This is a genomic window from Pseudomonas sp. LS1212 (assembly GCF_024741815.1).
Classification (GTDB): Bacteria; Pseudomonadota; Gammaproteobacteria; order Pseudomonadales; family Pseudomonadaceae; genus Aquipseudomonas.
Map to the genome: position 1 here is coordinate 1,346,369 of NZ_CP102951.1, position 13,010 is coordinate 1,359,378.

13 protein-coding genes are annotated in these 13,010 nt (G+C 61.0%); 6 read left to right on the top strand and 7 right to left on the bottom strand.

Annotated features, from left to right (window positions below; genetic code table 11):
• Window positions 1-23 precede the first annotated feature (23 nt).
• From ispF to rpoS, 6 genes are all read left to right on the top strand, one after another.
• The gene (ispF, locus tag NVV94_RS06200) at window positions 24-497 is read left to right on the top strand and encodes a 2-C-methyl-D-erythritol 2,4-cyclodiphosphate synthase (protein WP_258446353.1); all 474 of its coding nucleotides are present in this window, start codon (window positions 24-26) and stop codon (window positions 495-497) included.
• Window positions 494-1,552 carry a tRNA pseudouridine(13) synthase TruD gene (gene truD / locus NVV94_RS06205; protein WP_258446354.1) on the top strand — a complete coding sequence of 353 codons (1,059 nt, stop codon included), beginning with the start codon at window positions 494-496 and terminating at the stop codon, window positions 1,550-1,552. Before ispF ends, truD begins: the two co-directional genes overlap by 4 nt.
• Window positions 1,540-2,289: a 5'/3'-nucleotidase SurE gene (surE, locus tag NVV94_RS06210; RefSeq protein ID WP_258446355.1), complete on the top strand. Its 750-nt coding sequence runs from the start codon at window positions 1,540-1,542 to the stop codon at window positions 2,287-2,289. The genes truD and surE overlap by 13 nt, the downstream gene beginning before the upstream one ends.
• Before the next feature lie 38 nt (window positions 2,290-2,327).
• Entirely contained in the window at window positions 2,328-2,966 is a 639-nt protein-coding gene (locus NVV94_RS06215) for a protein-L-isoaspartate(D-aspartate) O-methyltransferase (protein ID WP_258447630.1), read from the top strand.
• A 185-nt stretch (window positions 2,967-3,151) separates the two neighbouring features.
• The gene (locus NVV94_RS06220; protein ID WP_258446356.1) at window positions 3,152-4,009 is read left to right on the top strand and encodes a peptidoglycan DD-metalloendopeptidase family protein; all 858 of its coding nucleotides are present in this window, start codon (window positions 3,152-3,154) and stop codon (window positions 4,007-4,009) included.
• Between the two features lie 104 nt (window positions 4,010-4,113).
• Window positions 4,114-5,118, top strand: coding sequence for an RNA polymerase sigma factor RpoS (gene rpoS / locus NVV94_RS06225; RefSeq protein ID WP_258446357.1), 1,005 nt, complete (start codon window positions 4,114-4,116; stop codon window positions 5,116-5,118).
• Between the two features lie 502 nt (window positions 5,119-5,620).
• On the opposite strand, the gene fdxA is transcribed toward rpoS, so the two are convergent.
• From fdxA to NVV94_RS06260, 7 genes are all read right to left on the bottom strand, one after another.
• Entirely contained in the window at window positions 5,621-5,944 is a 324-nt protein-coding gene (gene fdxA, locus NVV94_RS06230; RefSeq protein ID WP_065760817.1) for a ferredoxin FdxA, read from the bottom strand.
• A gap of 142 nt (window positions 5,945-6,086) precedes the next feature.
• Window positions 6,087-8,654: a DNA mismatch repair protein MutS gene (gene mutS / locus NVV94_RS06235; protein ID WP_258447631.1), complete on the bottom strand. Its 2,568-nt coding sequence runs from the start codon at window positions 8,652-8,654 to the stop codon at window positions 6,087-6,089.
• Window positions 8,655-8,835: 181 nt separating this feature from the next.
• Complete coding sequence (locus NVV94_RS06240; RefSeq protein WP_258446358.1) at window positions 8,836-9,192, bottom strand: type II toxin-antitoxin system HigA family antitoxin; 357 nt, start codon at window positions 9,190-9,192, stop codon at window positions 8,836-8,838.
• On the bottom strand, window positions 9,192-9,491 hold the full coding sequence (locus tag NVV94_RS06245) for a type II toxin-antitoxin system HigB family toxin (RefSeq protein ID WP_258446359.1): 300 nt from the start codon (window positions 9,489-9,491) through the stop codon (window positions 9,192-9,194). The genes NVV94_RS06240 and NVV94_RS06245 overlap by 1 nt, the downstream gene beginning before the upstream one ends.
• A gap of 108 nt (window positions 9,492-9,599) precedes the next feature.
• The gene (locus tag NVV94_RS06250; protein ID WP_258446360.1) at window positions 9,600-10,262 is read right to left on the bottom strand and encodes a flavin reductase family protein; all 663 of its coding nucleotides are present in this window, start codon (window positions 10,260-10,262) and stop codon (window positions 9,600-9,602) included.
• 24 nt (window positions 10,263-10,286) lie between these two features.
• Entirely contained in the window at window positions 10,287-11,786 is a 1,500-nt protein-coding gene (locus NVV94_RS06255) for an amidohydrolase family protein (protein ID WP_258446361.1), read from the bottom strand.
• Window positions 11,783-12,979, bottom strand: coding sequence for an amidohydrolase family protein (locus NVV94_RS06260; RefSeq protein WP_258446362.1), 1,197 nt, complete (start codon window positions 12,977-12,979; stop codon window positions 11,783-11,785). The genes NVV94_RS06255 and NVV94_RS06260 overlap by 4 nt, the downstream gene beginning before the upstream one ends.
• Window positions 12,980-13,010 lie beyond the last annotated feature (31 nt).

Here is a 13,010-nt window from a genome sequence, read left to right on the forward strand (position 1 = left end):
GACTCAATCGGGGCGTTTTTTATATGCGTATTGGCCACGGCTACGATGTGCACCGTTTCGCTGAAGGCGAATTCATAACCTTGGGAGGCGTGCGTATCGCGCACACATTCGGGCTGCTTGCGCACTCCGATGGCGACGTATTGCTGCACGCCCTGAGCGACGCCTTGCTCGGTGCCGCCGCACTGGGCGATATCGGCAAGCACTTTCCCGACACCGATCCGCAGTTCAAGGGCGCCGACAGCCGCGTGCTGCTTCGCCATGTGGTCGGCATTGTCCAGGCCAAGGGCTGGAAGGTCGGCAATGTCGACGCCACCATTGTCGCCCAGGCGCCGAAAATGGCGCCGCATATCGACGCCATGCGCGCGCTGATTGCCGCTGACCTGCAGGTCGAGCCCGACCAGGTGAACGTCAAGGCCACTACAACCGAGAAGCTCGGTTTCACTGGCCGCGAAGAAGGCATCGCGGTCCACGCCGTTGCCTTGTTGTTGCCAGCATGACGGAACTCGAACTACTCGGCCCGCGCACCTTCGGCGACGCACTGGGCAGCGCCGTTCTCAAGGCCACGGCAGAAGATTTCCAGGTCGACGAAGTACTGGACATTCCCCTGTCCGGCACTGGCGAGCACCTCTGGCTTTGGGTGGAGAAGCGCGGGCTCAATACCGAAGAAGCGGCGCGTCGCCTGGCCAAGGCTGCCGGCGTACCGCTGCGCACTGTCAGCTATGCCGGTCTGAAGGATCGCCAGGCGCTGACCCGGCAATGGTTCAGCCTGCATTTGCCGGGCAAGGCCGACCCGGATCTGACCGCCGCTGAAAACGACACCCTGCGTATCCTGAAAATCGCCCGGCACCAACGCAAGCTGCAGCGCGGTGCGCATTCGGCCAACGGTTTCACCCTGCGCCTGACCCAGCTCAGCGCCGACCCGGACGCCTTGCAAGTGCGCCTGGAGCAGATCAAGCAGCAAGGCGTACCGAACTATTTCGGCACCCAGCGCTTCGGTCATCAGGGCGGCAATCTGTTCGACGCCCGCCAGTGGGCCGAGCGCCAGGCCTTGCCGGAGCAGCGCAACGTGCGCTCGCGGCTGCTGTCTACGGCGCGCAGCTATGTGTTCAATCAGGTGCTCGCCGCCCGCGTGGCCGATGGCAGTTGGAACACAGCGCTGGTCGGTGACCTGCTGGCGTTCACCGACAGCCGCAGTTTTTTCCCGGCAGGCGTCGCTGAATGCAGCGACCCGCGCCTGGCCATTCTCGACCTGCACCCCACCGGCCCCCAATGGGGCGAGGGCGACTCACCGGCGACGGGCAGGGCTCATGAGCTCGAACAGGCCGTCGCCACGCGCGAGCACGCACTGTGCGCCTGGCTGGCCAAGGCGGGAATGTCACACGAACGTCGCATCCTGCGGCTGCCCATTGGCGGGTTGACGTGGCATTATCCCGAGCCTGATATTCTGCAATTGGAATTCGTCCTTCCGGCCGGATGCTTCGCTACCGTCGTGGTGCGCGAACTCGTCGATCTGGTGTCAGCAGGGCAGACGGACAGCTCATGCGCATTCTGATTTCTAACGATGATGGGGTAACTGCACCCGGCCTGGCCGCACTTCATGCTGCGCTGGCCGATTATGCCGAATGCGTGGTCATCGCCCCGGACCAGGACAAAAGCGGCGCCAGCAGCTCGCTGACGCTCGACCGGCCGTTGCACCCGCAAACCCTGGCCAATGGTTTCATCAGCCTGAACGGGACACCGACCGATTGCGTGCATCTCGGGCTCAACGGGCTGTTGCCCTACGAGCCTGACATGGTGGTCTCGGGGATCAACCTGGGGGCCAACCTGGGCGATGACGTGCTCTATTCCGGTACGGTTGCGGCCGCGCTGGAGGGGCGGTTCCTGGGCAATACCTCGTTCGCCTTCTCGCTGTTGTCGCGCCAGCCCGACAACCTGTCGACCGCCGCCTATTTCGCGCGCAAGCTCATCGAGTCGCACGCCACCCTCGAACTGCCGCCGCGTACCGTGCTCAACATCAACATTCCCAACCTGCCGCTCGATCATATCCGCGGTGTGCAGCTGACTCGCCTTGGCCATCGGGCGCGTGCTGCGGCGCCCACCAGGATGGTCGACCCGCGAGGCAAGGAAGGCTACTGGATCGCCGTGGCAGGCGATGCCGAAGACGGTGGCCCGGGCACTGACTTTCATGCGGTGATGCAGGGGTTTGTCTCGATTACCCCATTGCAGCTGGACCGCACGTTCAATAATGCCTTTGAGCGTATGGAAGACTGGCTGGAGGGACTGCGCTGATGCGTGGAAAAGACGATATGAACCGGCGTGGCATCGGCATGACCTCGCAACGTACGCGCGAGCGGCTGATCCAGCGCCTCCGCGAGGAAGGGGTGTCCAACGCCCGCGTGCTGGAAGTGATCCAGCGCACGCCACGGCACCTGTTCGTCGATGAAGCGCTGGCGCACCGCGCCTACGAAGACACTGCCCTGCCGATCGGTCACAACCAGACGATCTCCCAGCCTTACATAGTGGCTCACATGAGTGAGCTGCTGCTGGAGGCCGGCCCCCTGGACAAGGTTCTGGAAATCGGCACCGGCTCGGGTTACCAGACCGCCGTGCTGGCGCAACTGGTCGAGCGGGTGTTCTCGGTCGAGCGAATCAAGGTGCTGCAGGACCGGGCCAAGGAACGCCTGGTCGAACTCAACCTGCGCAACGTGGTGTTCCGCTGGGGCGATGGCTGCGAGGGCTGGCCGGCGCTGGCGCCGTACAACGCGATCATCGTCACCGCCGTGGCCGCCGAGGTGCCCCAGGCCTTGCTCGATCAACTGGCCCCGGGTGGACGAATGGTCATTCCGGTGGGCGCTGCCGGCGAAGTCCAGCATTTGATGCTGATCGTCCGTGAGGAGCATGGTTTCTCCCGGCGCGTTCTCGGCGCGGTGCGTTTCGTGCCCTTGCTCAACGGGCCACTGGCCTGACAAAAGCTTTTCGGGCCCCAGTGAATTCCGTTTGAACTTGCGGGTCTATCTGCGGTGCCCGAATAATCCCGGAACAGTATGTTGACTCATAGTTTGTCTCTGGACTGCCCGTAATAGGGTTGTGGTTGGTTATAATTGCGCGCTATTACATTTTTTATATTGGTCACCACTAAAGGGAGCGGCGGGTGAGTCTCACAATCATTCGGCAGCGTACGGGTCTATCGAGCTTAAAGCTTCTGGTGATTGGTTTTGCCTTCGGCACCGTATTGGCAGGGTGTTCCAGCACGAAATCGAGCAGCGTGGGGGTAGTGGAGCGCAACAACGCTGCTGCAAAGCGTCCAGTCGTGACCACGGGGCAGTACGTGGTCCGGCGCGGCGACACCCTGTTTTCGATCGCCTTTCGTTATGGCTGGGACTACAAGGCCCTGGCTGCCCGCAACAATATCCCGCCGCCCTACACAATTCGCCCGGGGCAAGCGATCCGCTTCGACGGCCGCTCCAGTTCCTCGGGCTCGACGGTGGTAGCCGGCCCGGTTGCCGCGCCTTCATCCTCCATTAAAACTACCGTCATCAAGCGCCCGGTCAACGGTGCTCCGGTGGTAGCGACCGCGCCGGTCACGCCTCCAATCGCCGCGCCCGTGGTCACGCCCGTGCCTGCGGGCGAGCGTGTGGCGGGTGGCTGGGCCTGGCCGGCCAACGGCGTGCTGATCGGCAAATTCTCTTCAAACGGCAGTTTGAATAAAGGCGTTGATATCGCCGGGGATTTGGGACAGCCTGTTTTTGCTGCGTCTGATGGTTCGGTTGTGTACGCCGGGAGTGGCTTGCGGGGCTACGGTGAATTAGTGATCATCAAACACAGTGACACCTACGTAAGTGCCTACGGTCACAACCGCAGGCTGTTGGTACGGGAGGGGCAGCAGGTCAAGGTAGGGCAGACAATTGCCGAAATGGGTTCCACGGGCACAGACCGGGTGAAGCTGCATTTTGAGATTCGCCGCCAGGGCAAGCCTGTAGATCCGTTGCAATTCTTGCCGCGTCGTTGATTGCACCCAGCCTGTTCTTTCACGTAGAGGGGACAGGCTTAAGCGTTGCCAAGGAGACAGGCGTCGCTTGAGCTTGAGGTCGAACTCAGCAAAGGACTATAACAATGGCTCTCAGTAAAGAAGCGCCGGAGTTTGACATTGACGATGAAGTACTCCTGATGGAGGCCATCATCGATCAGGAAATGGTGTCGAGCGAAAAACCTGCTGTACCTACGGTTCGCACCAAGGCCAAACACTCCAGTACGCTTAAACAACACAAGTACATCGATTACACCCGAGCACTCGATGCTACCCAGTTGTACCTCAATGAAATCGGTTTTTCGCCATTGCTCTCTCCGGAAGAAGAAGTCCACTTTGCGCGCCTGTCGCAAAAGGGTGACCCGGCCGGGCGCAAGCGCATGATCGAAAGCAATCTGCGCCTGGTGGTGAAAATCGCCCGCCGCTACGTCAACCGCGGGCTTTCGCTGCTGGACCTGATCGAAGAGGGTAACCTTGGGTTGATCAGGGCGGTCGAGAAGTTCGACCCTGAACGCGGATTCCGCTTCTCCACCTACGCCACGTGGTGGATTCGTCAGACCATCGAGCGCGCCATCATGAATCAGACCCGGACCATCCGGCTGCCGATTCATGTGGTCAAGGAGCTCAACGTCTACCTTCGCGCTGCACGCGAGCTGACCCAGAAACTCGATCACGAGCCCTCCCCGGAAGAAATTGCCAGCTTGCTGGAAAAACCGGTCGGCGAGGTCAAGCGCATGCTCGGCCTGAATGAACGAGTGTCTTCCGTCGACGTGTCGCTGGGGCCGGATTCGGACAAGACGTTGCTCGATACCTTGACCGATGACCGTCCTACCGACCCCTGTGAGCTGTTGCAGGACGATGATCTGTCGCAGAGTATCGATCAGTGGCTCAGCGAGCTTACCGACAAGCAGCGTGAAGTCGTGGTCCGGCGCTTTGGCTTGCGCGGCCATGAAAGCAGTACGCTGGAAGATGTCGGTCTTGAGATCGGCCTGACCCGTGAGCGGGTGCGTCAGATCCAGGTCGAAGGCCTGAAACGCTTGCGTGAAATCCTCGAGAAGAATGGTCTGTCCAGCGAGTCGCTGTTCCAGTAGGCGGCCTTGCGCACACACCGGTTGTTCTCTCAACGCCCCGATTGATTCGGGGCGTTTTCATTTGGGCGTACTGATTGTTATCGGGAACTTCTTGGTTTCAGTGTTTGATGTAGGAGATTACTCACGCGCGATGTAAGCAATCTTGAAAGGGCCCGCTGGAAGGTTGTCGTTTTTGATTTGGTATTAATCTATCTTGCTGAAACAAAAGGGTTTTTTCTTTTTTTCTCAACGGTAAGAGTCTTTTCTTGAAAGATTTTCCCGGTTGCTCCAAATACTGGACGCACTACTATCTGCACTGTGTCTACGGACGGACACAGGCTATCAAGGATGACGGCCAAGGACATCGCAGGATGCGATTCATCAGGATGATGAAAGGGATAACAGGGACTACGGAAAAATGTGGGCGGGTCAAACCGCCCCTTTTTTTGCCTGCTTGAAATGCGACTTTTGATGGGCACAAAAAAAGCCCACGAGGGGCTTTTTTGACAAGGCCGGCTAGCGCTTAGCGCTCCAGATCCTTGATCTTGCCTTTGACGCCGTCAAACTCTTCGGCATCTGGCAGTGCATCTTTCTTCTCAGTGATGTTGGGCCAGATTTCGGCCAGCTCCACATTCAACTGAATGAATTCTTGCATGTCCTCAGGTACTTCATCTTCCGAGAAAATGGCTTGCGCAGGGCATTCAGGCTCGCACAGTGCGCAATCGATGCACTCATCCGGGTGAATCACCAGGAAGTTCGGGCCTTCGTAGAAGCAGTCCACCGGACAGACTTCTACGCAGTCGGTGTACTTGCACTTGATGCAGTTGTCGGTGACGACGAAGGTCATTTCTAATTCTCTCCTCAGGCGGCGGCAGCAGAGCCCTTCCAGACAGGGCCGCTAGGTTCGGGCCAGGCAGCCGGCGGACCAGGCTAAGAGTCCGCGGCATTCCCAAACCGCGCGGGATTCTATCAGCTTGAGCGCGTCTGCGTTAGATCCGTGTCTTAAGTGTATAGAGCAATTCGAGTGCCTGACGCGGGGTCAGCCCATCGATATCAGTCCTCAATAGCTCTTCAATCACCGGATGCGGCAGGCTGGCGAACAGGTCACTTTGATGTGGTACAGATGCCTTGCCGGGTGTAGGACTCGATACTTCATGCGGTAGGCTGGATGTCTCCAGGCGGCTCAGGTGTTCACGCGCACGTTGAATCACCGCGCCGGGAACACCGGCCAGTTGTGCCACGGCCAGGCCATAACTCTGGCTGGCAGGCCCTGGCAGTACGTGATGCAGGAACACGATCCGCTCATTGTGCTCGGTGGCGTTGAGGTGCACGTTGGCGACCAGTGGTTCGCTTTCCGGCAGGACCGTCAGCTCGAAATAGTGCGTGGCGAACAACGTATAGGCGCGTAGCTGGGCCAGACGCTCGGCGGCAGCCCAGGCCAGCGACAGGCCGTCGAACGTACTGGTACCGCGACCGACTTCATCCATCAACACCAGGCTGCGCTCGGTGGCGTTGTGCAGGATATTGGCGGTCTCGCTCATTTCCACCATGAAGGTGGAACGGCCACCGGCCAGGTCATCGCTGGAGCCGATACGGGTGAAAATCCTGTCCACCAGTGACAATTGGCAGCTGGCTGCCGGGACGAAGCTGCCGATATGGGCCATCAGCACGATCAGTGCAGTCTGGCGCATATAGGTGGATTTACCGCCCATGTTCGGGCCGGTAATGACCAGCATGCGGGTGTTGTTGTCAAGAGACAGATCGTTGGCCACGAACGGTGTGGTCAGCACCTGTTCGACCACCGGGTGACGACCCTGGCTGATGCGCATGCACGGCTCTTCAACGAAGGTCGGGCAGTTAAGGTCCAGGTTCAGCGCGCGTTCGGCCAGGTTGCTCAATACATCCAGCTCGGCAAGGGCCGCTGCGGTGTCCTGCAAGGGCGGCAAGTGCCCGATCAGGTTCTCCAGCAAGGCTTCGTAGAGCAACTTCTCGCGAGCCAGGGCGCGGCTCTTGGCCGACAGGGCCTTGTCTTCAAAGGCCTTGAGTTCCGGCGTGATGAAACGTTCGGCGCCTTTGAGGGTCTGCCGGCGAATATAGTCGCCCGGCGCTTGTTCGGCCTGTTTGCTTGGCAATTCGATGAAATAGCCGTGGATACGATTATAGCCGACCTTGAGGTTGGCCAGGCCCGTACGGGCTTTTTCGCGGGCTTCGAGGTCGATCAGGAACTGGCCGGCGTTCTCGCTGAGCGACTGCAGGTCGTCGAGTTCACTGTCATAACCGGTTTTCAGCACGCCGCCATCGCGAATGACCGCAGGCGGATTGTCGATGATGGCCTTCTGTAACAGATTGGCCAGTTCCGGGTAGGTACCGGCGATCACCGCCAGGCGTGCAAGGTGCGGGGCCTCGAGCTCGGTCATGGCGTTCTGCAGCTCCGGCAACGCACCGAGCGCATCGCGCAGCCGTGCCAGGTCGCGTGGGCGGGCATTGCGCAGGCCGATCCGGGCGAGAATCCGCTCGATATCGCCGATTTCCTTGAGTTGCGGCTGCAGTTTCTCGAAGCGATAGCCTTCGAGCAGGCATTGGATCGAACCTTGCCGCGCCTGCAGGACCTTCAGGTCGCGCAGCGGGCGGTTCAACCAGCGGGTCAGCAGGCGGCTGCCCATGGCGGTCTGGCAGCGGTCGATCACCGATTGCAGGGTGTTGTCGCGCCCGCCGGCCAGGTTGGTGTCCAGTTCCAGATTGCGCCGGCTGGCGCCGTCGAGCACTACGGTGTCGTCCAGGCGCTCGTGCTTGAGGCTGCGCAGGTGGGGCAGGGCCGTGCGTTGGGTTTCCTTGGCGTAGCCGAGCAGGCAACCGGCGGCGCCGATGGCCAGGGTCAGTTTTTCGCAGCCAAAGCCTTTCAGGTCCTGGGTGGAAAACTGTTGGCACAGGCTCTTGTGCGCGGAGTCGCGCTCGAAGTCCCAGGGGGCGCGGCGGCGTGAACCCCGGCGTTTCTCCGCGGGCAGGCCCTGGGGCCAGTCATCGGGGATCAGCAGCTCGACCGGGTTGATGCGCTCCAGCTCAGCCAGCAGGTTTTCCCAGCCTTTGAGTTCGAGCACGGTGAAGTTGCCGCTGGTGATATCCAGCACGGCCAGGCCGAACAGGCGTTCATCCCCGAGCACGGCGGCGATCAGGTTATCGCGGCGCTCATCGAGCAGGGCTTCGTCACTGACAGTACCGGGGGTGATGATGCGCACCACCTGGCGGTCGACCGGGCCCTTGCTGGTGGCCGGGTCGCCGACCTGTTCACAGATCACGACCGATTCGCCCAGTTTCACCAGCTTGGCCAGGTAACCTTCGGCCGCGTGGTAGGGGATACCGCACATGGGGATCGACTGCCCGGCCGACTGCCCACGGGCGGTCAGGGTGATGTCGAGGAGTTTCGCGGCTTTCTTCGCATCTTCGTAGAAGATCTCGTAGAAATCGCCCATGCGGTAGAACATCAACTGGTCTGGATGCTGGTTTTTCAGCTTCCAGTACTGTTGCATCATCGGGGTGTGATTGGAGAAATCTGAAATTGCTTTGTTCATCAGGGAGATAGCGCGTTCTGTATGAATGGCTGAGGCAAATTTGGGGGCGTTCAGTCTTGGAGCGTGCGTTGGCAGTAACTGTCAAAGGCGGGAGGTTAGCACAAGGTCTGCTGCGACCGCGGATCTCAAGGAGCTTGCTGATCTGCGGTTTCGTTTGAGGCGAGAGGTATCAGGTCTCGCCAAGAAGGCTTTCGTAGGGGATTCGAAGGCCGGCATGAAGACGCCGAATCATCGCCAGGCTCAGGGAGCGCTTATGGTTCAGCACTTCTGAAACACGCCCGCTGGTACCGATATAAGGTTCCAGGTCCCGGGCGTTCAGCCCTTGTTGTTCCATCCTGAATTTGATCGCCTCGATAGGGTCCGATGGCGCAATCGGATAATGCTCATCTTCATATTTTTCGATCAGGATGGAGAGAACCTCGAGCTCGTCGCTTTCGAGTGATCCTGCTTCCGCCCCCCAAAGCTCTTCCATGCGAACAAAAGCGGCATTGAGCTCGTCTTCGCTTCGAATCGGTTTCAGGTTCATCACACGGTCTCCACGTCGATTTGATCGTACTGGGGGTGAGTGCCAATGAATTTGACCCACGCAATCTGCAGGTCGTATTTGATGGCCACCACCAGTCGATACTTGTTGCCGGCGATGTTAAAAACGACTCTGCCGCCTTTGATGATGCTTGCCGTGCCTATTTCGGCCTTCAGCTCCTGGGGCGTGGTCCAAATGGCTTTGAGCATCATGTTGTGCCATTCGGTGAGCGGTCGTTCGGCGTCGGTGCATCCTGGTCTTTCCCAAAACTCCTTGAGTGTCCGCTTCGCGATAACTCTCATGCCTTGTTGGCTCTCCCGTTTTGGGAGGATTATGCGATCGTGAGAGCCGGAGTGTCAATGCGGCAGCGCAGGGCGGATCCAGATGCTGGTTCTCGTTCCCAGGCCAACTTACCTGACATTCGGCCAAAAACGCTCCCCACCACCGGGCACTTCGTTCCAGGCCTCCAGCGAGCGCGTCGGCAAGTCGAAATAGTCGCGAGTACGGGCATAGCCATGCCCCCCCATGCGGCCAATGGCATCCAGGCCCAGCTGATCGATGTACAAGGTTTTCGGATCGATCAATTCATCGCGCACATGGGCCATGACCACCTCGCCGAGGATGATCTCGCGGGACTGTCCGATCGACAGCGCCATCATCCGCCGGCACTCCAGGGCCACCGGCGCTTCACCGATGCGTGGGCATTTGACCCGGGTGCCGGGAATGGCCGTCAGGCCTGCGGCAGTCAGTTCATCGAAACCCGGGGCGAACGGCACGGCGCAGACGTTCATGGCCTCCACCAGCGCATCGGAGACGATATTGACCGTGAATTCCTGGTTGAGCTGGATATTGCGCGTGGTGTCCTTGGGGCTTTGGTCACTGTAGTTTTCCACGCCCAGGGCAAGGATCGGCGGGTCGGCCGACAGTGCGTTGAAGAAACTGAAAGGCGCGGCATTGACCCGGCCCTCGGCATCCACCGTGGTCACCAGGGCAATAGGACGCGGCACCACACTGCCGATCAGAATCTTGTATTTCTCGCGTGGGCTCAGTTGGCTGAAGTCGAAGCTATGCATGGCAGTTTTCTCTAAAGGGGCGTTTCAATCACGTGGGCTGCTCACCGCGCTCAAGGGCATGGCGATGCTGTAGTCGTCGGCGAATGGGATGGCTGGCTTGAACAGGCTGCGCCAGTCCGGCTGGCCGAAGGCGCGTGCGGCATGGCTGCGCATCAGGGTATGGAATTGCTGCTGGGCCTGGCGTTGCAGGCTTGGGTAATCGACGCCAAGTACCTGGCCATCGCGCATTACGCAGCGGCCATCGATGTAGCTGGCGACGCAGTCGTCGCCGCGCCCGGCCAGCATCAGGTTTTTCAACGGATCGAACAGCGGCCCCAGATGCAGGCCGTCCAGGCTGAACACGGTAATGTCGGCCTTGGCACCCGGCGCCAGCCGACCGATATCGTCGCGGCCCAGGGCCCTGGCGCCACCCAGGGTCGCTGCGTTGTACATATCCAGAGCGCTGGTGTGCTCGGCGCTGCCGTCTTTGATACGAGCAATGTTCAGGCCTTGGCGCATGTTGTCCAGCAGGTCTGCCGGCCAGGTGTCGGTGCCCAGGGCGATGTTGATGCCTTTGGCGCGATAGCGGCCGAAGGAGTCCAGCGCTTCGCCGTCGCGGGCGAATACCACCGGGCAATGCACCAGGCTGGCACCGCCGTCGACCAGGCGTTGCAGGTCGTCGTCGCCACTCGTATAGATGCCGTGGGGCAGCAAACTGCGAGGGCCGAGCAGGTCCAGTCGTTCCAGCCAGGCGAGCGGCGAATACCCACGCAGCTCGCGCACCAGCGCCAATTCACTGGGGGACTGGCAGCAATGCAGGCGCATCGGCGCATCCAGTTCGCGACTGAGGGCTGCGGTGCGTTGCAGCAGCGCCGGGGTACAGGTCTGGATGCGGTCCGGCAACAAGGCGCCGCGGATCAGATCGCCGTGAGCGCCATTGAAGTCGGCAAAGAAGCGCTCGGCAGCCTCCAGGCCGGCCAGGCCACGCCCTTCGTCCCAGTGCTGGGCCAGGCTGCCGTCAGTGCGCCAGTAGCTCATGCCGCTCATGTAACAGGGGCCGAGGTAGGTGCGCAGGCCCAGCTCGGCGGCGACACTGGTCACTGCCGCGAACTCGTCGTAGGTCTCGGCCCACTCGCGGTAGTACATGGAGGTGATCGGCATGGCCGTGGTGATGCCATTGCGGATCAGCTGGGTGAAGGCATAGCGGTACTTGAAGACTTCCTCTTCGGCGCTGTAGCTCTCGCGTGGGCCGGCAGCCAGATACTCCTGCGACCACATCCGGCCCATGTCGCGTTCGTCGCCGTTGTCCAGGGTCAGCACGGTGGAGTCGAGATCGCCGAGCGCGTCCAGGTCAATGAAGCCCGGGCCGATCAGGGCATTGCCATGGTCGACCCACAGGTCCACCGGCCCGGCGAAGCCACGGCCGACAAAGAGGATACGCGAGCCCTCGAACACCACCTCGCCATCTCGCCATAGCACGTGCTGGCGGCCGTCGAAGCCGACCACGCAGCTGGCCCTGAGACCGATTCTCCGGACCCTGTTCACAGGCGGCTTTCCAGCAGGCGACCCTGTTCGGCGATCAGTTTGCCGGCGCGGTATACCTGGCGCTGCGGCCTGGCGACCACGGCTTCACCGAGTGTCTCGACCGGCAGCAAGAGGAAATCGGCGGGCTGGCCGAGGGCCAAGCCATAGTCGTCCAGGCCCAGGGCGCGTGCGCCATTGACCGTGGCGGCCGCGAAAGCCGCCGCCAATTGCTCGTCCTTGTTCAGGTCGAAGCGAAAGGCCAGCAGCATCGCGCGCTCGAGCATGTCGCCGTTGCCCATCGGTGACCAGGCATCGCGAATACCGTCCGACCCCAGGCACAGGTTGACCCCGGCGTCGCGCAAGGCGAGGAAGGGCGGCACTGCGCAGTCGGCTGGAGCTGAACTCATCAGCGATATACCAAGGGCTGCAAGTCGTTCGGCCAGCAGCTGGACCTGGGCCCAGGGCGCCATGCCCAGGCAGTAGGCGTGGCTGATCATGACCTTGCCCTGACGCTGGAAGCGTTCCGTGTAGTCGGCGATCAGGGCGATCTGCCAGAGGCCGAGTTCACCTTTGTCATGCAGGTGGATATCGATGCCGCGATCGAATTCGCAAGCCAGGTTGAAGACGAAGTCGAGCTGGGCGATGGGGTCATTGTCGATGCCACAAGGGTCCAGTCCGCCGACATTCTCCACGCCAAGATCCATAGCCTCGCGCATTAGTTGGGCGGTACCTGGGCGGCTGATAAGGCCGGTTTGTGGAAACACGACCAGCTGCAGGTCGATCAGATCACGGTAGCGCTCGCGCAACTGCAGCATGGCCTCGACGTGGCGCAGGCCGAACTCGGGGTCGATATCCACGTGACAGCGCATGCGCAGCGAGCCGCGAGCGATGCAGTTCTCCAGCAGTGCGCCGGCCCGTGCGGCGATCGGTGCGTCGATTTCGCGCAGCACGCGGCGCTCATTGGCGATGTAGTCCTTGAGCGTCGGCCCGGCGCTGTTGCCGCGCCAAGGCTGGCCCCACAGGGTCTTGTCCAGATGGACGTGGCTTTCGACCAGCGCCGGTGTCAGCAGCTGGTTGCGGCCATCGATATCACCCGCAGCCAATGGTGCCGCAATGGCAGGCCTGCGCTCGGCAATTCGACCGGCCTGGATGCGTAAATCCTCGGCTGCGCCGCCATAAGGGCGAACATTGCGCAGCCAGCGTGAGTCATTCATGGCAAACCTCGAAGTCATGGAAGCGGCCGCC

Coding starts and splice junctions, on each gene's coding strand:
- ispF (WP_258446353.1), top strand. CDS start 24: ATGCGTATTGGCCACGGCTACGATGTGCACCGTTTCGCTGAAGGCGAA.
- truD (WP_258446354.1), top strand. CDS start 494: ATGACGGAACTCGAACTACTCGGCCCGCGCACCTTCGGCGACGCACTG.
- surE (WP_258446355.1), top strand. CDS start 1,540: ATGCGCATTCTGATTTCTAACGATGATGGGGTAACTGCACCCGGCCTG.
- NVV94_RS06215 (WP_258447630.1), top strand. CDS start 2,328: ATGACCTCGCAACGTACGCGCGAGCGGCTGATCCAGCGCCTCCGCGAG.
- rpoS (WP_258446357.1), top strand. CDS start 4,114: ATGGCTCTCAGTAAAGAAGCGCCGGAGTTTGACATTGACGATGAAGTA.
- fdxA (WP_065760817.1), bottom strand. CDS start 5,944: ATGACCTTCGTCGTCACCGACAACTGCATCAAGTGCAAGTACACCGAC.
- NVV94_RS06240 (WP_258446358.1), bottom strand. CDS start 9,192: ATGAACCTGAAACCGATTCGAAGCGAAGACGAGCTCAATGCCGCTTTT.
- NVV94_RS06245 (WP_258446359.1), bottom strand. CDS start 9,491: ATGAGAGTTATCGCGAAGCGGACACTCAAGGAGTTTTGGGAAAGACCA.
- NVV94_RS06250 (WP_258446360.1), bottom strand. CDS start 10,262: ATGCATAGCTTCGACTTCAGCCAACTGAGCCCACGCGAGAAATACAAG.
- NVV94_RS06260 (WP_258446362.1), bottom strand. CDS start 12,979: ATGAATGACTCACGCTGGCTGCGCAATGTTCGCCCTTATGGCGGCGCA.